19 protein-coding genes and 1 tRNA gene are annotated in these 19,897 nt (G+C 66.7%); 15 read left to right on the top strand and 5 right to left on the bottom strand.

Annotated features, from left to right (window positions below):
• Positions 1 to 26: 26 nt before the first annotated feature.
• A complete protein-coding gene (locus tag ACXN5S_RS14640) occupies positions 27 to 1,583 on the top strand; it encodes a putative bifunctional diguanylate cyclase/phosphodiesterase (RefSeq protein WP_458606203.1) in 1,557 nt (518 codons plus the stop codon).
• A 4-nt stretch (positions 1,584 to 1,587) separates the two neighbouring features.
• On the opposite strand, the gene trpA is transcribed toward ACXN5S_RS14640, so the two are convergent.
• Positions 1,588 to 2,379: a tryptophan synthase subunit alpha gene (gene trpA, locus ACXN5S_RS14635; protein WP_458606202.1), complete on the bottom strand. Its 792-nt coding sequence runs from the start codon at positions 2,377 to 2,379 to the stop codon at positions 1,588 to 1,590.
• Positions 2,380 to 2,457: 78 nt separating this feature from the next.
• Positions 2,458 to 2,628: a hypothetical protein gene (locus ACXN5S_RS14630; RefSeq protein ID WP_458606201.1), complete on the bottom strand. Its 171-nt coding sequence runs from the start codon at positions 2,626 to 2,628 to the stop codon at positions 2,458 to 2,460.
• Between the two features lie 106 nt (positions 2,629 to 2,734).
• On the opposite strand from ACXN5S_RS14630, the gene ychF reads away from it, so the two are divergent.
• A complete protein-coding gene (gene ychF / locus ACXN5S_RS14625) occupies positions 2,735 to 3,832 on the top strand; it encodes a redox-regulated ATPase YchF (protein WP_458606200.1) in 1,098 nt (365 codons plus the stop codon).
• 156 nt (positions 3,833 to 3,988) lie between these two features.
• On the opposite strand, the gene ACXN5S_RS14620 is transcribed toward ychF, so the two are convergent.
• Complete coding sequence (locus tag ACXN5S_RS14620) at positions 3,989 to 6,082, bottom strand: methyl-accepting chemotaxis protein (RefSeq protein WP_458606199.1); 2,094 nt, start codon at positions 6,080 to 6,082, stop codon at positions 3,989 to 3,991.
• A gap of 140 nt (positions 6,083 to 6,222) precedes the next feature.
• Here ACXN5S_RS14620 and ACXN5S_RS14615 point away from each other — a divergent pair.
• The 12 genes from ACXN5S_RS14615 to ACXN5S_RS14560 all read left to right on the top strand — a co-directional run bounded on the left by ACXN5S_RS14615 (position 6,223) and on the right by ACXN5S_RS14560 (position 17,467).
• Positions 6,223 to 6,312 (top strand) — tRNA-Ser (locus ACXN5S_RS14615).
• 246 nt (positions 6,313 to 6,558) lie between these two features.
• Complete coding sequence (locus tag ACXN5S_RS14610; RefSeq protein ID WP_458606198.1) at positions 6,559 to 7,854, top strand: flavin-containing monooxygenase; 1,296 nt, start codon at positions 6,559 to 6,561, stop codon at positions 7,852 to 7,854.
• 37 nt (positions 7,855 to 7,891) lie between these two features.
• The gene (locus ACXN5S_RS14605) at positions 7,892 to 8,332 is read left to right on the top strand and encodes a type II 3-dehydroquinate dehydratase (protein ID WP_458606197.1); all 441 of its coding nucleotides are present in this window, start codon (positions 7,892 to 7,894) and stop codon (positions 8,330 to 8,332) included.
• 432 nt (positions 8,333 to 8,764) lie between these two features.
• The gene (locus tag ACXN5S_RS14600; RefSeq protein WP_458606196.1) at positions 8,765 to 9,733 is read left to right on the top strand and encodes a TRAP transporter substrate-binding protein; all 969 of its coding nucleotides are present in this window, start codon (positions 8,765 to 8,767) and stop codon (positions 9,731 to 9,733) included.
• Positions 9,730 to 10,530, top strand: coding sequence for a maleate cis-trans isomerase family protein (locus tag ACXN5S_RS14595; RefSeq protein ID WP_458606195.1), 801 nt, complete (start codon positions 9,730 to 9,732; stop codon positions 10,528 to 10,530). The genes ACXN5S_RS14600 and ACXN5S_RS14595 overlap by 4 nt, the downstream gene beginning before the upstream one ends.
• The gene (locus tag ACXN5S_RS14590; protein WP_458606194.1) at positions 10,527 to 11,039 is read left to right on the top strand and encodes a TRAP transporter small permease; all 513 of its coding nucleotides are present in this window, start codon (positions 10,527 to 10,529) and stop codon (positions 11,037 to 11,039) included. Before ACXN5S_RS14595 ends, ACXN5S_RS14590 begins: the two co-directional genes overlap by 4 nt.
• On the top strand, positions 11,036 to 12,316 hold the full coding sequence (locus tag ACXN5S_RS14585) for a TRAP transporter large permease (protein ID WP_458606193.1): 1,281 nt from the start codon (positions 11,036 to 11,038) through the stop codon (positions 12,314 to 12,316). The genes ACXN5S_RS14590 and ACXN5S_RS14585 overlap by 4 nt, the downstream gene beginning before the upstream one ends.
• Positions 12,317 to 12,330: 14 nt before the next feature.
• Positions 12,331 to 13,311 carry an NAD(P)H-quinone oxidoreductase gene (locus ACXN5S_RS14580; protein WP_458606192.1) on the top strand — a complete coding sequence of 327 codons (981 nt, stop codon included), beginning with the start codon at positions 12,331 to 12,333 and terminating at the stop codon, positions 13,309 to 13,311.
• Between the two features lie 39 nt (positions 13,312 to 13,350).
• On the top strand, positions 13,351 to 13,764 hold the full coding sequence (locus tag ACXN5S_RS14575) for a RidA family protein (protein ID WP_458606191.1): 414 nt from the start codon (positions 13,351 to 13,353) through the stop codon (positions 13,762 to 13,764).
• Between the two features lie 28 nt (positions 13,765 to 13,792).
• The gene (locus ACXN5S_RS14570; protein WP_458606190.1) at positions 13,793 to 14,467 is read left to right on the top strand and encodes a DUF1028 domain-containing protein; all 675 of its coding nucleotides are present in this window, start codon (positions 13,793 to 13,795) and stop codon (positions 14,465 to 14,467) included.
• Positions 14,468 to 14,534: 67 nt separating this feature from the next.
• Complete coding sequence (locus tag ACXN5S_RS14565; protein WP_458606189.1) at positions 14,535 to 15,461, top strand: LysR family transcriptional regulator; 927 nt, start codon at positions 14,535 to 14,537, stop codon at positions 15,459 to 15,461.
• A gap of 446 nt (positions 15,462 to 15,907) precedes the next feature.
• Positions 15,908 to 17,467, top strand: coding sequence for a methyl-accepting chemotaxis protein (locus tag ACXN5S_RS14560; protein ID WP_458606188.1), 1,560 nt, complete (start codon positions 15,908 to 15,910; stop codon positions 17,465 to 17,467).
• Between the two features lie 244 nt (positions 17,468 to 17,711).
• On the opposite strand, the gene ACXN5S_RS14555 is transcribed toward ACXN5S_RS14560, so the two are convergent.
• Together ACXN5S_RS14555 and ACXN5S_RS14550 are read right to left on the bottom strand one after the other, a co-directional pair.
• A complete protein-coding gene (locus ACXN5S_RS14555) occupies positions 17,712 to 18,461 on the bottom strand; it encodes a dimethylsulfonioproprionate lyase family protein (RefSeq protein WP_458606187.1) in 750 nt (249 codons plus the stop codon).
• Between the two features lie 198 nt (positions 18,462 to 18,659).
• Entirely contained in the window at positions 18,660 to 19,373 is a 714-nt protein-coding gene (locus ACXN5S_RS14550; protein WP_458606186.1) for a helix-turn-helix transcriptional regulator, read from the bottom strand.
• 85 nt (positions 19,374 to 19,458) lie between these two features.
• On the opposite strand from ACXN5S_RS14550, the gene ACXN5S_RS14545 reads away from it, so the two are divergent.
• On the top strand, positions 19,459 to 19,881 hold the full coding sequence (locus ACXN5S_RS14545) for a VOC family protein (protein WP_458606185.1): 423 nt from the start codon (positions 19,459 to 19,461) through the stop codon (positions 19,879 to 19,881).
• Positions 19,882 to 19,897 lie beyond the last annotated feature (16 nt).

The raw sequence follows: 19,897 nt of genomic DNA, 5'->3' as shown, positions 1-19,897 counted from the left end.
GTACGCCGGGCGGAAGGTATTGAGCAATGGTGTGGAAGTTCTTCCGCAGTCCGTTCAATCTGGGGATGGTTCTTCTGGGCCTGGCGCTCTTTGTGCTGTTCCACCTCACCGATGCGTTCGAAGCCGTCTACCGGGGCACCCGCGACTATGAAGCCTACCAGGTCGACGAACTCCTCAACATCATCCTGATCTTCGGCCTGATCGCGCCCATCGTGCTGGTGCGCACCATCAACCGGCTGCGCCGCGCCCTCCACCGCCGCGCCGAGGCCGAGGCCGAGGCGAGCCGCATCGCCCATCACGACCCGCTGACGGGGCTGCACAACCGGCGCTATCTCAACCTCGCCATCGCCGCTCTCGGCCAGAACGGTTGGGCCACGCAAGAGCAGGCGTCGATGACTGTCCTGCTGATCGACCTCGACCGCTTCAAGCCGATCAACGATCTGCGCGGCCATCATGCCGGCGACCTGCTGCTGCGCCTTGTCGCCGAGCGGTTGCTTGCGCTGAGCGGCGGTGAGCACGAGGTGATGCGCATGGGGGGCGATGAGTTTGCCATTCTGGTGCGCGACGACAGCCCCCGCGCCGCCGCCCACATGGCGCAGCGCGTGCTCAGCGCCATCTCGCGCCCCTTCCAGATCGAGGATTGGACGGTGCATATCTCCTGCTCCATCGGCATCGCCCGCTGGCAGGAGGGGCTGACGGGGCCCGAGCTGCTGCGCAACGCCGATCAGGCGATGTACAAGGCCAAGGCCAACGGGCGCGACAACGTCGTGCATTACGATCTGGAGCTGGGCGAGCAATTGCGCGAGACCGCCCAGTTGCAAACCGATCTGAAGGCCGCCGTCGCCGCGCAGGACATCGTGCCCTTCTTCCAGCCGATCTACAGCATCGAGACCGGCGAAATCCGCGCCTTCGAAGTGCTGGCCCGCTGGCGGCACGAGCGGCGCGGCTATGTCTCGCCCGACATCTTCGTGCCGATGGCCGACGATCTGGGCCTGATCGACCGTTTGTCGGAATCTCTGCTGGAGCAGGCCTGCTCTGAGCTGCTGAAATTGCCGACCGAGGCGAGCCTGTCCTTCAACATCAGCCCCAGCCAGTTTTCCAACGCCGACCTCGCCTGCAGGATCGGTAGCATTCTGCGCCGCCACAGATTTCCCGGCCGCAGGCTTGAGATCGAGATCACCGAGCGGGCGGTACTGCGCGACCTGAGCAAGGCGCGCTCTGTCATCGCCGAGATGGCGGCGATGGGGGTAACCATCGCGATGGACGATTTCGGCACCGGCACCTCCTCACTCTCGACGCTGACGCAGCTGCCCATCAGCCGCATCAAGATCGACAGGAGTTTCGTCACCGACATTTCGCGCAGCGCGAACACCCAGAACGCCAAGATCGTGTCGGGCGTGCTGGCGCTGGCGAAGTCGCTGTCGCTGGCTGTAACGGCGGAAGGGATCGAGCAGGAGGAAGAGCTGCAGTTCCTGCGCGAGCATGGCTGTGATTGCGCGCAGGGGTTCTACCTCTGCCGCCCGGTGCCGGCCTGCGAGATCTCGTCCCTGCTCTCTGCACCGATATGGACGGCGGCCGGCTAGGCCCTCAGGCCCGGTGCGCGCCCTCGGCGAGGCTGGCGACATAGGACGCCACCTCTTCGGTGCTCTTGCCGGCGCCGATCTCGGCCACGATGGCCGAGCCCACGACGCAGCCATCGGCCACGCCGGCAATGGATTGCGCCGCCTCGGACGAGCGGATGCCGAAACCCACGACGACGGGCAGATCCGTCACTGCCTTGATGCGCGCGACCTCCGGGCCGACATCGGCCGCTTCGGCGGCGGCGGCCCCGGTGATGCCGGTGATCGAGACGTAATAGACGAAGCCCGAAGTGTTCTGCATCACCGTCTGCAGCCGCGCGTCATCGGTCGTCGGCGTGGCGAGGCGGATGAAGTTGAGCCCGGCCTTCTGGGCCGGCAGGCAAAGCTCGGAATCTTCCTCCGGCGGAAGGTCGACCACGATCAGCCCGTCGACGCCGGCCTCCTTGGCATCGGCGAGGAAGGCCTCGACGCCGCGCGAATAGATCGGGTTGTAGTAGCCCATCAGCACGACGGGCGTCTCCTGATCCCTCTCGCGCAGCTCGCGAACGATCTGCAGCGTCTTCTTCAGGGTCTGCCCGCCCGCCAACGCCCGCTGACCGGCTCGCTGAATGGTCGGGCCATCGGCCATCGGATCAGTGAAGGGCACGCCGAGCTCGATGATGTCCACCCCGGCGCCGGGCAGGGCGAGGACGATGTCGCGCGAGCGCTCGTAGTCGGGGTCGCCAGCCATGACATAGGCGACGAAGGCCTTTTTGCCCTCGTCCTTCAGCTTGGCGAAGCGCGCGTCGATCCGTGTCATGCGAAAACCCCCTCTGGCCGTCAGCGGGTGTGCCAAGCAGCGGGGCAAAAGGCAATGGCTTCGCGGTGGGGCAGGACCCTAGCCCTCGGGTTGCACGGTCACAGCCATCCGGCGATTGCCTTGGCAGGCGGTCAGGCTGCCATATGCGGCGGAAAAGAAATTGCTCTCCAGTTCCATCCGCACCCGGTCACCTTCGGCCAGCGCATCGAACCAGCCGCGAGTGGCGGCTGGGTCACCGACGGTCACCACGATGGAGCTGCCAGCTATCTGCGGTTCGCTGCGGCGGGCTTGCCCCACCTTGACCCTCCGCCCGCGCCCGCGATAGATGCGGGCGCTTCAACGCATGGAGGGAACGATGGGGTTTCGCATGGGGATCGTCGGGCTGCCGAATGTCGGCAAGTCGACGCTGTTCAACGCACTCACGAAGACGGCCTCGGCGCAGGCGGCCAACTTTCCCTTCTGCACCATCGAGCCGAATGTCGGCGAGGTGGCGGTGCCCGACCCGCGCATGCAGAAGCTGGCCGCCATCGCCGGCTCGAAGCAGATCATCCCCACGCGGATGACCTTCGTCGATATCGCCGGCCTGGTGAAGGGCGCCAGCAAGGGTGAGGGTCTGGGCAACCAGTTCCTCGCCAACATCCGCGAGACGGATGCCATCGCCCATGTGCTGCGCTGCTTCGAAGACGGTGACGTGACGCATGTCGAAGGCCGGGTCGACCCGATTGCCGATGCCGAGGTGATCGAGACCGAGCTGATGATCGCCGATCTCGAAAGCGTCGAGCGCCGCCGCGCCAACCTCGTGCGCAAGCTCAAGGGCGGCGACAAGGAGGCGAAGGACCAGGAGCGTCTGCTCGCCGCCGCGCAGGAAGCGCTCGAGGCTGGCCGCCCCGCCCGCACCGTCGAGGTGGCCGAGGAAGACGCCAAGGCCTGGCGCATGCTGCAGCTCATCACCGCCAAGCCGGTGCTTTATGTATGCAACGTCGAAGAATCCGCCGCCGCCAGCGGCAATGCGCTCTCGGCCCGCGTGGCCGAGATGGCGGCGAAAGAGGGCAACGCCCATGTCGTGATCTCCGCCCAGATCGAGGAAGAGATCGCCCAGCTCGAAGACGAAGAGCAGGCGATGTTCCTCGAAGAGATGGGGCTGGAGGAGGCGGGCCTCGACCGTCTGATCCGCGCCGGCCACCAGCTTTTGAACCTGCAGACCTACTTCACCGTCGGCCCCAAGGAGACGCGGGCCTGGACGATCCCGGTCGGTGCCCTGGCGCCTCAGGCCGCCGGTGTGATCCACGGCGATTTCGAGAAGGGCTTCATCCGGGCCGAAACCATCGCCTATGACGATTACATCGCCGGCGGGGGAGAGCAGGGCGCCAAGGAGGCCGGCAAGATGCGGGCCGAGGGCAAGAGCTACGTCGTCAAGGACGGCGACGTGCTGCACTTCCTGTTCAACACCTGAGGGCGCTCTTCTGCCGTAGCCTGAGGTGAGAGGGGGCCGCCCGGCAGCCGAATGTCGGGCCGAGCACCATATCGTCCCCGTCACTGGGGTGCGGCTTTGCTTCGGCTCGATACGCACGTCCTGAAGGCGTCCGTTGCCCCGCCAGCGCGCAAACCATCAGGCCGCCCGCCGCTGCTCGCCGCCACTCTTTTCCAACGCAAAGTCGCGGATAAGCCCGGCCAGGCGAGCCGAGCGGCCGGCGATGTCACTGGCGGCGCTGCGGGTTTGGTCGGCCATCTGTGTGTTCTGGCCGGCGAGTTCGCTCATCCGCTGCATAGCGCCGGCCAGATCCTTCAGCGCACCGATCTGCTCCGTCGAGGTCGAAGCCGCGCGGCCCAGCACGTCGTCGACCCGGGCAATACCGTCCGAGATCTCTTCCAGCGCTGCGCCGGCGCGATTGACGAGGTCGACGCCCGTCTTCACATGGCCGCCGGACTTCTCGATCAGATCCTTGATCTCCTTGGCGGCGTCCGAGCTGCGCTGCGCCAGAGCCCGCACCTCGCTGGCCACCACGGCAAAGCCCTTGCCGGCATCGCCCGCACGGGCGGCCTCAACCCCCGCATTCAGGGCCAGCAGGTTGGTCTGGAAGGCGATGTCATCGATCAGCGAGATGATCTGGCCGATGGTGTCGGAGCTCTTCTCGATCCGGTCCATCGCCTGTACTGCCTCGCGCACCACACCGGCCGAGCGGCTGGCGTTCTCGCGCGCGGTGCCCGCCAAGCCAGAGGCCGAACGAATCTCGTCGCCAAAGCTCTCCACCCGGGCCGAAAGTGTGCCCACCCGCTCCGACGTGTCGCGCAGCGTATCGACCTGCTCGTTGGTGCGCGCGGCCAGATCAAGCGCCGAGCCGCTCATCCCGGCCGAGGCGCGGTCGAGCTCGGTGATCGTGCTGGCGATAGAGGCGAGAACGCTGCGCAGCCGGTCGGAGGACGCGTTGAAATCCTGCCGGATCCGGTCGTATTCCTCATCGAGCGGCTCCTCGAAGCGGCAGGTAAGATCGGCCCGCGCCAAGGCGGCGAGCCCCTCTGTCACCAGTTCGACAACCCGGCCATGCTTGGCGTTGAGCAACGCCTCGTCGCTCGCCTTAAGCTCTTCGGCCGCGCGGCGCATCGCCAGGGTTTCATCCTTGAAGGCCGCCACGGCGCGGGACATCTGGCTTAGCTCATCCTTGCCGCCGGCCTTCGGCAGGGCCGCGTCGTATTCGCCTGCCGTGAAGCGGTCGACGGCGCAGGTGATGCGACGGATGCGCCAGACAACCCGCTCGCAGATGATCAGCGAAAGGCCGATCAACAGCGCCATCGCAACGCCCATCGTCAGCGCCTGTCGGCGGAGCATGGCATCCTGCGAGGCCTCGATCCGGTGCGCTGTCTCGTCGATGTCCTGCGCGAGGATCAGCTCTGTCTCGCGGATACGGTCAATCCAGGCGGTGGAGGTCGCGAACCACTCCTGGGCCGTCAGACCTTCTATCACACCCTCCGCCGCCATGCGCTGCCGCAGCGCCTGAACCGCGACTGCCTCGTCCGATTCCCGCAAGGCAGCGATCAGCGACTCGTTGCCGCCGAGCGCGGCCTCCGCCTGGTCGAGGAAGGCAAGCTGCAGAGCCGCGAGGGAGACGAAGCGGTCATGTATGGCCGGTGTGAAGCCCCCGCCGAGGCCCGTGGCGCCTGTGGCCCTCTCCAGCCCCGCCCGCTCCTTTGCCTCGTCAACGAGGGCGCGGGAGCTGAGAAGCCGGTCAAGATCGGGGGCGCCACCGACGTCGATCTGTGCGAACGTCATCAGATCGGTGATCAGTCCGGTGTAATAGCCGGCCATCTGAGGAACGGTGGCGGTCAGGTCATCGACCTGGCCACGCCATTCGCCCAGCGCGGACAGCTGGTCCTCTATACCGCGAAACCTCTGCTCATCCGCGGCAGCAAGCCCCTGCGCCCCGCGCCGGACATCGGCAAGAGCGCCATCGGTCGCCTCGCGTTGCGCCGCGAGTTCGTTGGGAAAATTCACTCCGCCGGACGAGATGAAGCCGGCCGAGAAGCCACGCTCCTTCTGCAGTTCGTGGACGAGATCGCCGACAAGATGCGTCTCCTCCGTCAGCGCACGCGCAAGCCGCGCCGCGTCTCGGTTGTTCTTCAGGCGGTTGAGGTCGGTGAGCGTGAGCTCGGCCGCCAGCAGCACGAGGGGCGCCAGGATCAGCAGCAGCACGACCCGCAGTTTCATATCCGTCTCCAATCCACCGGTTTGGAGCTGATTTATGCGCCTTCGTTTAAAATGATCCTAACCGCCGCCACCCGCCTTTTCGGCTGTCGGTGACGAATGGGCCTTGTTCCTCGTCGCCCTCGGCTGATAAACCCGCCGGCGGAGACGTGGCCGAGTGGTCGAAGGCACACCCCTGCTAAGGGTGCAGGCGGGAAACCGTCTCGAGGGTTCGAATCCCTTCGTCTCCGCCACCAGGCTGCCAGAATTAAGGCAGGCGTTTCTCAGAAAACATCATCATATCAGTCATGTAGGTCTGTCATAACCTGCAGATGGCGCCCCTTCGCTATGAACACCCGCATAGCTCGCGACTTTCGAGCCTGGCCCCGGGCCGGCACAGATTCTTCCTCTCCTCTGCCTAGGTATATTCTTCTTTCCACCTTGGCGTCTGGATCGCAGGTTCCTCTCGGGCGGAGGCGATCCAGAAGACAGGACATGGAATGACAATCGAAGAAACAGATACGGTCATCGTTGGCGGCGGGCAGTCGGGCATCGCGATGAGCAAGCACCTGACCGATCTGTCCATTCCCCACATCGTTCTCGAACGCAGCCGCATCGCCGAACGCTGGCGCTCGGAGCGCTGGGATTCGCTGGTCGCCAATGGCCCCGCCTGGCACGACCGGTTTCCGGGGCTGGAGATGGACGATGTCGACCCCGAGTGCTTCCCGCCCAAGGAGCGCATGGCCCAGTATTTCGAAGACTACGCCCAGACGTTCGGCGCGCCTGTCCGCACCGGGGTCGAGGTCAAGACGGTGCGCGCGCGCGAGAGCAAGCCCGGCTATCTGGTCACCACCTCCGAGGGCGAGATCATCGCGCAGCGGGTCGTGGCGGCGACGGGGCCGTTCCAGACGCCGAGCTGGCCGCAGATCGTTCCCGATGACGCGGGCGTCACCCAGATGCACTCCGCCACCTACAAGAACCCGGGCCAATTGCCCGAGGGCGCTGTCCTCGTCGTGGGCGGCGGCGCCTCGGGCTCGCAGATCGCCGAAGAGCTGCAGGATGCCGGCCGCAAGGTCTATCTGTCGATCGGCGAGCATTACCGCCCGCCGCGCTCCTACCGGAACCGCGACTACGTGTGGTGGCTGGGCGTTCTGGGCAAGTGGGACGAGATCAAGACCGAGCCGAAGAAGAAACACGTCGCTTTCGCCGTCAGCGGCTACAACGGCGGCAAGACCATCGACTTCCGCCGGCTCGCCCATGGCGGGATGACCGTGCTGGGGGTGACCCACTCGTATGAGGACGGCGTGCTGCGCTTTTCGGGCGATCTGGCCGAGAATATTGCCGCGGGCGACCGGGCCTATCTCAATGTCCTTGAGGAGGCCGACGAGTTCGTGGCGCGCACCGGCATCGACCTGCCGCCAGAGCCGGAGGCATGGGAGATCCTGCCCGACCCCGCCTGCGTGACCGACCCGGTGCTGTCGCTCGATCTGGCCGAGGCGGGGATCACCTCGATCATCTGGGCCACGGGCTTTCGCTTCGATTTCTCCTGGCTCGATGTGCCGGGCGCCTTCCGCGAGGGGCAGCCGTTCCACAAGCGCGGCATCTCGGCCGAGCCGGGCATCTACTTCCTTGGGCTGCCGGACCTGACGAACCGGGCCTCGTCGTTCATCTACGGGTGCTGGTACGACGCCAAGTACCTTGCGACGCATGTCATGGTGCAGCGGGGCTATGCCGCCTACGACAAGCCGGGCGCCAAGGCAGAGCCGGCTGCCGATGCTCTGCGTCACCACGCCTGATCGCAGCACGCCTGATCGCATCACGCCGGAGCGCCCCATGCCCAAAGTCGTCTTCCTGAATGGCCCGAACGCCAATCTCTACGGGCTCGACCCGAAAGGGACCTATGGCACCGACAGCTTTCCCGCCATCGAGGCCAAGTGCCGCGCGCGGGCGGGGGAGCTGGGGCTGGAGCTCGACTTCCTGCAGAGCAATCACGAAGGCCAGCTCATCGACTGGATTCAGGCGGCGCGGCTGGAGGCCGATGGTCTCATCATCAATGCCGCCGGGCTGACCTATACCTCGATCGCGATCCTCGATGCGCTCATGGCCTTCGACGGGCCGATCATCGAATGCCACATGAGCAACATCCACAAGCGCGAGCCCTTCCGGCACCATTCCTACATGTCGAAGGTCGCCACCGGCATCATCGCCGGCTTCGGCGTACAGGGCTACCTACTGGCGCTTGGCGCCATGTCAGAGATGGTCCGGCAGGGCTGATCGCGGCCCCGCAGGCGACCCCCCGGCGACTGCGCGGCCAAGGCAGCGCGGCGCTGGGCACTCCTCAGAATTCCTCAAAACGCACAACCCGGCCGGCGCGCGCCGGGCGCAGGCGCGCGTGCGACACGCCTGCCTGCTGCTCATGCCTGCGCAATTCTTGGGCGGCCTGGGGTGCCCGGCTCATCCTGGCGCTGGGGGCCTCAAAATCAGTTATTACTTATCAGTGACTTACGCCTTCACCACGGAAATTTCTATCCAGCGGAAAGGAATAATCGAGTTGTTGGGGTGCCCGGCGACGGCCAGCCTCCTCTCATGATCTCTGTGCCGCTCCGGGGCTGAAAGGGCCCCTGATGGCGAGACAGACAGGTCGTTCACAGAACAGTCCAGTCACGGACTGGGCGTGCACATGGTGCGCCCCATCGGGAGACGAAGATGACCAGATACCTGCCCCTTGCCTTCGCCGCGGCGATGACCGCCTTTGCCGCCACTCCGGGCCTCGCCCAAACCGATCTGCGCATGGCGGTCGAGACGCCGCCGGGCGACCCGCTCAACGTGATGCTCTCGACCTTCCGCGACGAGATCGACGCTGCCGGCGGGTTTACCGCCGACTATTATGAGAGCGGCGCGCTGGGCGACGAGGCCGCGCTGACCGAGCTCTTGCGCGCCGGTCAGGTGGATGTGGTGCCGCTCGGCTCTGACGTGGTGGAGCTCGACAGCAAATTCGCGGTCTTCGACCTGCCGTTCCTCTTCGAGGACAAAGAGACCGCCCGCGCCGCCCTCGACGGCGAGCTCGGCGAGGTGCTCTCCGCCTCGCTGCGCGAGACCAACGACCTGCAGGTTCTGGCCTTCGGCGAGCTCGGCTTCCGGGCGATCTCGAACTCGGTTCGCCCGATCAACACGCCCGAAGACCTCGCCGGGCTGAAGCTGCGCACCCCCGGCTCGCAAACGCGGATCATGGCCTTCGAGGCGCTCGGCGCCGCGCCGACGCCGATGGCCCTTGGCGAGGTCTACGTGGCCCTGCGGCAAGGCGTGATCGACGGGCAGGAGAACCCGCTCTCGGTGGTCAAGGAATTCTCGTTCGACGAGGTGCAGTCCTACGTCTCGCTGACCAACCACGTCTATACGCCGATCACGCTCGCCATGTCCGGCTCTGCCTGGGATGCGCTTTCTGCCGAGGAGCAGGAGGCCGTGATGGCCGCCGCCCAAGCCGGCGCCGAGGCGACGCGTGTCCTTTCTGATGAAAGCGACGCCTCGCTCGTCGCCGAGTTCGAGGCAGCGGGCATGGAGGTGAACACCCCCGATCTCGCCGCCTTCAAGGAGGCCGCCGCGCCGCTGCGCGCGGATTTCGCCGGCATCGTCGGCGAAGAATTCCTCATTCAGGTCGAGGGCATTCTGGAATGAGTGCTGCGAATACCGCACGGAACGGGGGCCGCGAGGCCCCCGCTTTCGCGTATGACGGCTACGGCGAGCGGGCCCGCATCGGCCTGATCTTCATGGCCTCTTCAGTCGTCATGGAGAACGAGATGTGGGCGATGGCGCCGAAGGGCGTCGCGATCCATACCACGCGCATCAAGCTGCCCAAGGTCACCGTCGAGGGCATTCAGGCGATGATGGACGCGCCGCAGCTCGAAGAGGCCGGGCGCCTGCTGGCCTCGGCACCGATCGACGTGCTCTGCTTCGGCGGTACCTCGGGCTCCTTCCTGCATGGCTCGGCCTATGACGAGGCGCTGAGCGAAAAGATGAGGGGCTGGGCGCCGGGCAAGGCCGTCACAACCGCCTCGACCGGCTCGCTGGCGGCGCTGAAGGCGCTCGGCGCGGGCCCCGTGGTGCTGGCGACGCCCTATGTCGACGCGGTCCACGAGCGGGCGATCCGCTGGCTGGGGGAGAATGGCCACGAGGTGCTGGCCAGCAACAACCTGCGGATCGACGAAGACCAGGCCCTCGCCGAAGTGCCGCTCGAAAAGATCTTCGACATGGTCTGCGAGATGGACCACCCCGACGCCGAGGCGGTTTTCATAAGTTGTACCAACTTCCGCTCCGCCGCCGTGATCGGCGCGCTGGAGAAGGAGCTGGGCAAACCGGTGGTGAGCGCCGTGCAGGCGTCGTTCTGGCATTCCCTGCGCCTCGCCGGCGTCGACGACGATTGCCCGGATTACGGCCGGCTCTTCCGCTGCGGCCTGCCGGAGGCTGGCAGATGATCGGCGCGAGGGAGTTTCTGTCCCAGGCCGCCCGGCGGGTGCCGCTGCCCGGGTTCGCGACCCGCGCGCTTGAGGCGCTGGCGGCCGGGCTCATGGGGCTGATCACCCTCCTGGTGCTGGCAAACGCCCTCGGCCGCTACCTGTTCAACGCTCCGCTGCCATGGACGGAAGAAGCCGTGATCTCGGCGATGATCTGGGTCGCCTCGGTGGGTCTGCTGCTGGGCGCGATGCGCTGCACGCTGATCACCTGCGACGTCCTGGTGGTGCGGCTCTCGCCCGCCCGGCAGCGCTGGCTCGACGCCGCCTGCGGGCTGATCGGGGCCGGGGCGCTGGGCTTCTTCGCCTGGCAGATCCGCAATTACCTCGGCCTCTTCGGCGGGGATGTCTCGCCGATCCTGCGGCTGCCTAAGGGCCTCGGCATCTCGGCGCTGATGGTCTCGATGGCCGGCATCGCGCTGGTGCTGCTCTGGCGCGGGCTGCGCGCCGCCTTTGGGGGGCGCCGGGCATGATGGGGCTGGCGGTCTGGACGATCGTCACGCTCTGCGTGATGGCGCTTGCGGGGTTCCCGATCATCGTGGCGCTCGCCGCCTCGGTGGTATTCTTCCTCACCTTCTCCGGCGGCTGGATGCTGGCGATGCCGCAGCAGACCCTGGGCGGTTTGTCCGACGCGATCCTCGTCACGCTGCCGCTCTTCATTCTGGCGGGCGGCATCATGAACGCGGGCGGCATCGCCGACCGGCTCTTCGCCTTCGCCTCGGCCCTCTTGGGCTGGATGCGCGGCGGGCTGGCGCATGTGAACGTCGGCGTCAGCCTGATGTTCGGCGGCATGATCGGCACGTCGGTGGCCGATCTTGCGGGCAGCGGCTCGGTCATCATCCCCAAGATGAAGGCCGCGGGCTACCCCGGGCCCTTTGCCGCCGCGCTGACGGCGACCTCCTCCGGCATCGGCGTGCTGGTGCCGCCGTCCTCGCCGATGATCCTCTATTCGGCCGTCACCGGCACCTCGCTCGGCGCGATGTTCCTTGCCGGGGCAATCCCGGGCCTGCTCATGGCGCTGGTTCTGATGGGCACCGTTGCGGTGCTAGCGCGCCGGCACGGCTGGAAGCCCGCGCAGAGCTTTGAATGGCGCGAACTGGTCCGCACGGGCCGCGCCGCGATCCTGCCGATGGGGATGCCCGCGCTCATTCTCGGCGGTCTGGTCTTCGGCCTGTTCACCCCGTCCGAGGCGGGCGCCTTCGCGGTCGCCTATGCGCTCTTCCTGTCGATGGGGGTCTATCGTTCCCTCGATCTCAAGGCGCTCTACCGCGTGGCCGTCGATGCCGCGATCCTCACCGGCGAGGTGCTGATGGTGGTGGGCCTCTCCACCGCGCTCGGCTGGGCGCTAAGCCAGGCGCGGGTGCCGGTGGCGCTGGCCGACCTGATGGCCGTGCTCTTCCCCTTCGAGACCGTCGTCCTTCAGATCACGGCGCTCCTGCTGCTGGCGCTGATCGCGGGGATGATCCTCGACCCGCTGATCCCGATGATCATGCCGGTGCTGCTGCCCTCGCTTCTGACGCTCGACGTCGATCTCGTTCATTTCGGTGTGCTGATGGTGGTGACGGTGGCGATCGGGCAGGTGACGCCGCCGGTGGCGCTGGCCCTCTTGGTGGCGGCACGCATCGGGCAGGAAGAGGTGATCGCGGTCACCCGGGCCAACATGCCGTTCCTCGCGGCCATGTTTGGCCTGCTGGTGCTGCTGATCCTCGTGCCCGCGCTCTCGCTCTGGCTGCCGGGGCTCTTGCAATGATGACGGAGACGACGATGAAGGCGATTGCCGCGACAAAACCGGGCGGGCCCGAGGTGCTGACCCTCGTGGAGCGGCCCATGCCCGAGCCGGGGCCGGGCGAGGTGCTGATCGAGGTGGCGGCGGCGGGGGTGAACCGGCCGGATGTCATGCAGCGCAGCGGCGCCCTGCCGGCGCCGCCGGGGGTGACGGACATCCTCGGGCTCGAAGTCGCGGGAACGGTGGTGGCCGTGGGGCAGGGGGTGCAGACCCCGGCCATCGGCGCGCGCGTGATGGCGCTGCTGACAGGCGGCGGCTATGCGACCCACGCGATTGCTGCCGCCGAGTGCTGCCTGCCGGTGCCCGACGGGCTTGATATGGCGGAGGCCGCGGTGCTGCCGGAAGGGCTGTTCACGCTCTGGCACAACCTCTTCGAGAGGGGCGGGCTGCGGGCTGGCGACACCGTTCTGATTCATGGCGGGGCGAGCGGCATCGGCACACTCGGCCTTCAGCTCGCGCTTGCGACCGGCGCGCAGGTCATCGCCACCGCCGGCGGGGCGGACAAATGCGCCCGGCTCACCGAGATCGGCGCCAGCGCGATCGACTACCGCGCGGGGGATTTCGTGCCGCACGTGCAGGAGCGGACAGGGGGGCAAGGCGTGAACGTCGTCATCGACATTGTCGGAGGCGACTACCTTGGACGGAACCTCGACTGCCTCGCGCCGGGTGGCCGCCATGTAAGCCTGTCGTTCATGGCCGGGCCGGTGGCCGAGGTCGATCTGTCCAAGGTCATGCGCAAGGGGCTCTGGCTCACCTCGTCGACGCTGCGGCCCAAACCGGCGCACGAGAAGGCCCGCATCGCCCGCGACGTGGCGGCGCATCTGCTGCCGCTGATCGGCCCGGGCCGGGTGCGGCCCGTCCTGTCGCGCCGCTTTTCGCTGGAGGAGGCGGGCGACGCTCATGCATGGCTCGAAGGTGGCGACAATTTCGGCAAGATCGTGCTGGAGGTGGCCGGCTGATCCGGCCCGAGCGCAATACAGAAAACTGAAAGACCCCAGATGGCACACACCCGCATCCGCCCCTTCAACACGAAGGACACCTACCCCGAGCAGGCGCTCGACAACGATCTCGCCCAGGCCGTCGTCGCCCGGGGGCGGACGGTCTTTCTGCGCGGGCAGTGCCCGCAGGATCTCGACACCGCCGAGAACATCGCCAGCCACGACCCGGTCGAGCAGACCCACAAGGTCATGCAGAACATCCGCCAGCTCATTGAAGAGGCGGGCGGCACGATGGAGCATCTGTGCAAGGTGGTGGTCTACATCACCGACGTGCGGCACCGCGAGGCCGTCTACCGCACCATGGGCGAGTACATCAAAGGGGTGCATCCCGTCTCGACCGGCCTCGTCGTGACCGCGCTCGCCCGGCCCGAGTGGCTGGTCGAGATCGACGGCACCGCGGTGATCCCCGACTGACCCACCCGACGCACCGACTGGACAGCGCATGACCTTCTCCCTAGTCGCCCATTGTTCGACCTCCGGCATGTTCGGCATGGTCGTCTCCTCCTCCTCGCCCGCCGTGGCGGCGCGCTGTTCGCATGCGCGCGCCGGCGTCGGCGTCGTCGCCTCGCAGAACGTGACCGACCCCCGGCTCGGGCCCCAGGCGCTGGACCTGATGGAGCGGGGGGCGACGGCGCGCGAGGCCGTGCTCATCCTCGAGCGTACGGGCTCTTACATGGCCTACCGGCAGATCCTCGCGGTGGGCCGCTCGGGGCAGAGTGCGGTCTGGTCAGGCAGCGAGGTGCTGGGCCTGTGGAGCAGCGCGCAAGACACCGACGTGGCGGCGGCGGGCAACCTTCTGGCCGATACCGGGGTGCCGGAGGTCATGGTCAGCCAGTTCTCCAACAGCAGCAGCCATCTGGGCGACCGGCTGATGGGCGCGCTCCGGGCCGGGCTGGACGCGGGCGGAGAAGCGGGGCCGGTGCATTCGGCGGGGCTGCTGCTGGTCGACAAGATGAGCTGGCCGCTGGCCGAGCTGCGCATCGACTGGACGGAGGATTGCCCGATCACGGCGCTGGAGAGCGCGTGGTCGGTCTACCGCCCGCAGATGGAGGCCTATGTCACCCGCGCGCTCGACCCCGAGGCCGCGCCCTCCTACGGCGTACCGGGAGACGATTGAACTGGCGGCCGGCCCGGTGAAGACTGGGGTCCATCCCGAACTGCCCATTCCGAACCGAGGACCTGCGATGCCCCTGCGCTTCACTCTCCGGCAGCTGGAATACTTCGTCGCGGTGGGCGAGGCGGGCAGCATCTCGACTGCCTCCGAGATCGTGAATGTTTCGGCGCCCTCCATGTCGTCGGCCATCGCCCAGCTTGAGGCGGGCTTCGGGGTACAGCTCTTCACCCGCCGGCATGCACAGGGATCGGTGCTGACCTCCTCGGGCCAGGCCTTCATGGAGCAGGCGCGGCGCATCCTCTCTGAGGCGGACAAGCTGAACGACCTCGCCAATATCGAGTCAGACACCGTGGGCGGCTCGCTGCGCGTCGGCTGCCTGCGCACCTTCGCTCAGATCGTGCTGCCCGAGCTGCGCCGGCAGTTCCAGGACAAGTTCCCCGCCGTCGATTTCTCGCAACTGGAGATGGACCAGGCAGAGATTTTCGAGGCGCTGCGCAGCGCCCGGATCGACATCGCCCTGACCTATGACCTGTCGCTGATCAACGATATTTCGTTCGAACCGCTGGTGAAGCTTCCGCCCTACGTCTTCCTGCCGCCCGACCATGCCCTTGCCGGGCGAAGCCATCTCAGCGTTGCGGATCTGGTGGAGTACCCCATGGTCCTCCTCGATCTGCCGTACAGCTCCGAGTACTTCCTGTCGCTCTTCCGCAGCCACGGGCAGCGGCCTCAGGTCATCGAGCGGACACGCGAGATGGCGGTTCAGCGCAGCATGGTGGCCAACGGCTTCGGCTTCGGCATAGCCAACATGCGGACGGTTTCCGACACCGCGCCGGACGGCAAGCCGCTGATATTCCTGCCACTGACCGGAGACGTGGAGCCGCTGCACCTCGGCATCGCGACGACGCGGTCGGCTCATGTCACGCGCCGGGTGCAAGCCTTCATCGACCATTGTCACGACCTGGTGGATGCCCGCCGCATACCCGGTCTGGTCGTCTGACGGGCATTGGTCTGGAGAAGCGGCAGGCGTTCGGCCCGGAAGATCACCCCCGGAACGACGCAGCCGTCTACAGCGCAGGCGCCTTAACTGCACGGTAAGAGCGCGGCGCTATCCCACGGGACAGAGTGGTTCTCTTGGGAAGGCCGGGATGCGCGTTGTCGCGATGATATGTTTGGTCCTGGGGCCTTTGTTTGCCGCGCCTGTGCTGGCTCTGGCAGGCCGGCCCGTTCCAACAGCAACCACCCTTCTTGTGGTCGGGCCCATGAGCGACTTGCCCGACATTCTTCGGCGCGCGGGCGGGCGCCCCATCGGCCCCACGAGCGCGCCGATGGCCCTGCTCGCCGTGGCTGACACTCATCCCGAGGGCTTTTCTGAGCGCTTGAAATCGGAAGGGGCCTGGCTGGTCCTCGACGGCGCGATCGCAGCGCAACTTTGCGGAGTTTAGAATGACCGACACCACCACGTCGCTGGACGCGGCGCAGGCAAAGGGCCTGCGCTTGATCGGCTATATCAACGTCATGATGACGCCCGTCCCAGCGGTCGGTGCGTGGCTGGCGGGCCTGTCACCCTGGCCGTTTCTGGTGATCTCGCTGGCGATCGCCTCGATCGCGATGGTGCTTCAGCGCCAGGGCGGCGGCATCGCGCGGCTGGCCGTGTCGCTGGGTACCATGGGCCAGCTGCCCCTGCTGACGGCGGCTCTGGCGGGGAACCCGTGGCAACTCGATTCCCACCTGGTCTATTTCGCCGTGCTGGCGGGGCTGGTCATCCTGCAGGATCAGCGGGCGCTTCTCGCCGCCTCGGGGCTCGTGGTTGTGCACCATCTGGTGCTGACGCTCTTTATGCCGACGCTGATCTATCCAAGCAGCGGATTTCTGGTCGATCTGGGGCGCCTGGCGCTGCACGGCACCGTCTGGGTCGCCGAAACCCTGGGCCTGTCGTACCTGCTGCACATGCAGCTCAGTCAGCGCGACCAGATCGAGCAGGAAGCAACACGGCTGTCCGATGCGCTGGCAAGCTCGCAGGAGCTGCAGCAGAACCTGACCAGGAAGGAAGCCGAGCAGCTCGATGTCATGGCACAGTTGAGCGCGGCGCTGAGCAAGCTGGCGAAAGGCGACCTCGCAACGCGGATCGCGACGATCTTTCCCGATCAGTTCGAGCCGCTGCGACAGGAATTCAATAACGCTGTCAGTGCCTTGTCGGTCGCGATGGCCCGCGTCCAGAAGAACGCGGACTCGATCAAGACGGATACGACGAACATTGCCTGGGCCTCCGAGAAGCTCGCCAAGAGGACAGAGCAACAGGCCCATGCTCTGGGCATGGTGACCTCGCGCATCGACAAGATCAGCGAGGTGATGTCCTTCGCATCGGAAGACGCCCGAAACACGGCGATGACGACCGGCGAGACAAGGGATGCTGCGGAAAATGGCATGAAGGTGGTCGATGGTGCGCTGGATGCCATGGGGCAGATCAAGAGCAGCTCTGACCGGATCATGTCGGTCGTCGATCTGATCGAGGATGTGGCGTTGCAGACGAACCTTCTGGCGCTCAACGCCGGGGTCGAGGCCGCGCGGGCGGGCTCGGCCGGGCAGGGCTTCGCCGTGGTCGCCTCGGAGGTGCGTGCGCTTGCGGGCCGGTCTTCCGACGCGGCGCAGGAAATCAGCGTTCTCATCAACGATACAGCGCGCCAGATTCAAAACGGGGTGGAGCTCGTCGACAACACCGGTGCCGTGCTTCGCGACGTTCTCGAGGCGGTTCGCAAGGCATCGGACTCGATGGAGAATATCGCCTCGACGGTCGGGACCCACTCCCAGGGCATTGCCGATCTGAAGGAAACCATCGATGAGCTCGATCAGCTGACCCAGCAGAATGCAGCCATGTTCGAAGAAACCTCCGCCGCGACGACAGCTCTGACCTCTGCGACCAATCTGCTCAGCGACGTTGTGGCCGAATTCCAGAACGCCTCGGAGCGGGGGGAGAAGGCGCCACCGCTCCGCCGGATCGCCTAGGAGTTGACGGCCGGGGTGGGCGGTGAGCGCGCTTCTCCGATCGGGGAAACTGGCAAGGCCCACTGGCGCCCTTCGGCGGGTCTCGCAATTGCTGCAGACGGACAGTCCGAGGTGCGGCCCTGAAGCATCCCGATCCGGGGCTAACGAGGGACTTTAAGCCTTAAGTGGCGAGCGCGAACCCAAAGCTCGCTCGCCTCACCTCCGTAAGTCTGAGGTCGCTATGAGCGATCTTGTCGGCAGGACCTCAGGGTTTCCGGGTTGCACGCGCCTTCCGCGTCGGCGTCAGTTTCATGCCGGGGGAAGCGAGGCGCTCGGGCGGGCCGACCCAAGCGTAGGCCAGAAGGCAGGGGTCGAGGTCTCCGGTTGTGATGCGGTGCTCTTCGCCCGGCTTGTTGAGGATGAGCGAGCCGGGCGCGTAGACGGCGGCATCGTTTTCGGACCAGGACCCGGACACCGATATGTAGCTCTCTTCGATGCCCGAGTGGCTGTGTTGCGGATAGGTTGTGTTCGGGGCGAATAGGACGAAGCCAAGGATGAGCCTGTCTGACTGGATGGGCCCGTTCGGCCCTGCGATCTCGCAATAGGCATATTTCTGCGCCATGGCTCTGGGCACCTTCTCGTAGCCATAGCGCCAGTCGAGCGAGGCGCGAAGCTCGCGCAGGGCCCGGGCCATGCCCTGCATGGCGCCGCGCTCGCCAAGATCGAGGGCGCGGCCGAAATGCACGACCACCGGCTTTTCGGCAGGCGGGGAGAGGGTCATCTGAGGGTTACCCATGATGATCGCCGACAGGGCATCGCGCACCTTCTTGCGGTGCGAGCGGATCGACTTGGCGCCCCCGGCGGAGCCATAGCGATAGAGCGACTCGAACTCGCGAAGCAGATACAGCCAGTTCGGAGCATCCCGCAGGCGCAAAGGCGCTGGCTGGTCGTCTCGGGCCACGTCCTCGCGGGGGGGGTCATCGTGGCCCGCAGACGTCAGCGGTGATTGGGTCATTCTCACACTCCGGTTCGCGAGGAGATCGATATTGGCCGGCCGGATCGAATCCGCAGGCCGCATGGTTGCAGGGATTCTGGCCTCACTCAATGTCGGGAGAGACGGCAGCACGATCTTGCCGCAACTTGGCGCCGACAGCATTCGGAGCGGTGTCGGCCACGACAGCACGCGGCACTTCCGGGCAGACCCTCCGCAAACCTAGGAGACGAATTCAGAGGCGCCCAGCCTTTCCTCCTCCTGCAGCCGCGCCAGGTACTCCCGCAGCAGGGACGCGCGGGCAGGGCGGAAGCTTCGGCCGGTGTCCTCGGCGGCCTCGATCCGGTCGCTGCGGAACCTGCGGAAGTCCTCGCGCAGGCAGCACCAGGCCAGGACGGTCAGTGTTCGTTCGGTGTACATCAGGGCCAGCGGGTAGATCTCTCGCTCGGATGCCGCGCCGCGCTGATCGACGTAGCGCAGGCGCAGGGCCCGCTCCTGCCAGCAGGCGGCGCGGATCAGGTCCATGTTGGCTGTGGGCGCGAAGCGGTTATCCGGGCGGTAGACCTGCGAGATGGCGTGCACGAGGAGCTGCTCGTGCCCCTCCGGCAGGCGAGCGCCGACCTTCGCCAGCACCGAGGCCGCCGCCCGCGCCAGGGTCGCGTCGCCCATGTGCTGCACCTCGGCCAGGCCGAGCGCCAAGGCCTCGATTTCGTCGCGGTCCAAAGTCTGCGGCGGCAGGGCGTAATCCTCGACCAGCCGATAGCCGTAGCCGCGCTCGCCCTCGATCCGGGCGCCGGCGGCGCGCAGGCTGTCGATGTCGCGGTAGAGCGAGCGGAGCGACACGCCCGTCTCCTCGGCCAGCCGGGCTGCGGTGATCGGCGCGGGCATCACGCGCATGGCCTGCAGAAGGCGGAGAAGGCGGTCGGTGCGGGCCATGGGACGCTCTCCTGCAACTGACGCAAACTGGCAGTTGGACAGACCTAAACCTTCGGCATCGCAGATCGCAACAGGAGACCTTGCAATGACGATCAACACCACTGCCCATCTCAACTTCCGCGGCCAGGCGCGCGAGGCGCTGACCTTCTACCAGAGCGTCTTCGGCGGCGATCTGGTCGCGGTCACCTATGCCGACGCTCACGCCGTGCAAAACCCGGACGAGGCGGATCAGATCATGTGGGGGCAGGTGGAAAGCCCCGCCGGCTTCCGCGTGATGGCCTATGACGTGCCCGGTGCGATGGAATATGACCGCGGCACGATCCCCTTCTTCCTCTCCATCCGCGGTGACAACGAGGCAGAGCTGCAGAGCCTCTGGCAGGCGCTGTCCGAAGGGGCAGAGGTCCGCCAGCCGCTGGCCACCGCTGGCTGGTCGCCGCTCTACGGTATGCTGACCGACCGGTTCGGCGTGACCTGGGTGTTGGATATCGCCGTGGCCTACAACGGCTGACGGAGGGCAGCTGTCA

Source organism: Pseudoroseicyclus sp. H15, from assembly GCF_054353345.1.
This window is presented reverse-complemented; position numbering and strand designations above follow the sequence as displayed.

Coding starts and splice junctions, on each gene's coding strand:
- ACXN5S_RS14640 (WP_458606203.1), top strand. CDS start 27: ATGGTGTGGAAGTTCTTCCGCAGTCCGTTCAATCTGGGGATGGTTCTT.
- trpA (WP_458606202.1), bottom strand. CDS start 2,379: ATGACACGGATCGACGCGCGCTTCGCCAAGCTGAAGGACGAGGGCAAA.
- ychF (WP_458606200.1), top strand. CDS start 2,735: ATGGGGTTTCGCATGGGGATCGTCGGGCTGCCGAATGTCGGCAAGTCG.
- ACXN5S_RS14620 (WP_458606199.1), bottom strand. CDS start 6,082: ATGAAACTGCGGGTCGTGCTGCTGCTGATCCTGGCGCCCCTCGTGCTG.
- ACXN5S_RS14610 (WP_458606198.1), top strand. CDS start 6,559: ATGACAATCGAAGAAACAGATACGGTCATCGTTGGCGGCGGGCAGTCG.
- ACXN5S_RS14605 (WP_458606197.1), top strand. CDS start 7,892: ATGCCCAAAGTCGTCTTCCTGAATGGCCCGAACGCCAATCTCTACGGG.
- ACXN5S_RS14600 (WP_458606196.1), top strand. CDS start 8,765: ATGACCAGATACCTGCCCCTTGCCTTCGCCGCGGCGATGACCGCCTTT.
- ACXN5S_RS14595 (WP_458606195.1), top strand. CDS start 9,730: ATGAGTGCTGCGAATACCGCACGGAACGGGGGCCGCGAGGCCCCCGCT.
- ACXN5S_RS14590 (WP_458606194.1), top strand. CDS start 10,527: ATGATCGGCGCGAGGGAGTTTCTGTCCCAGGCCGCCCGGCGGGTGCCG.
- ACXN5S_RS14585 (WP_458606193.1), top strand. CDS start 11,036: ATGATGGGGCTGGCGGTCTGGACGATCGTCACGCTCTGCGTGATGGCG.
- ACXN5S_RS14580 (WP_458606192.1), top strand. CDS start 12,331: ATGAAGGCGATTGCCGCGACAAAACCGGGCGGGCCCGAGGTGCTGACC.
- ACXN5S_RS14575 (WP_458606191.1), top strand. CDS start 13,351: ATGGCACACACCCGCATCCGCCCCTTCAACACGAAGGACACCTACCCC.
- ACXN5S_RS14570 (WP_458606190.1), top strand. CDS start 13,793: ATGACCTTCTCCCTAGTCGCCCATTGTTCGACCTCCGGCATGTTCGGC.
- ACXN5S_RS14565 (WP_458606189.1), top strand. CDS start 14,535: ATGCCCCTGCGCTTCACTCTCCGGCAGCTGGAATACTTCGTCGCGGTG.
- ACXN5S_RS14560 (WP_458606188.1), top strand. CDS start 15,908: ATGACCGACACCACCACGTCGCTGGACGCGGCGCAGGCAAAGGGCCTG.
- ACXN5S_RS14555 (WP_458606187.1), bottom strand. CDS start 18,461: ATGACCCAATCACCGCTGACGTCTGCGGGCCACGATGACCCCCCCCGC.
- ACXN5S_RS14550 (WP_458606186.1), bottom strand. CDS start 19,373: ATGGCCCGCACCGACCGCCTTCTCCGCCTTCTGCAGGCCATGCGCGTG.
- ACXN5S_RS14545 (WP_458606185.1), top strand. CDS start 19,459: ATGACGATCAACACCACTGCCCATCTCAACTTCCGCGGCCAGGCGCGC.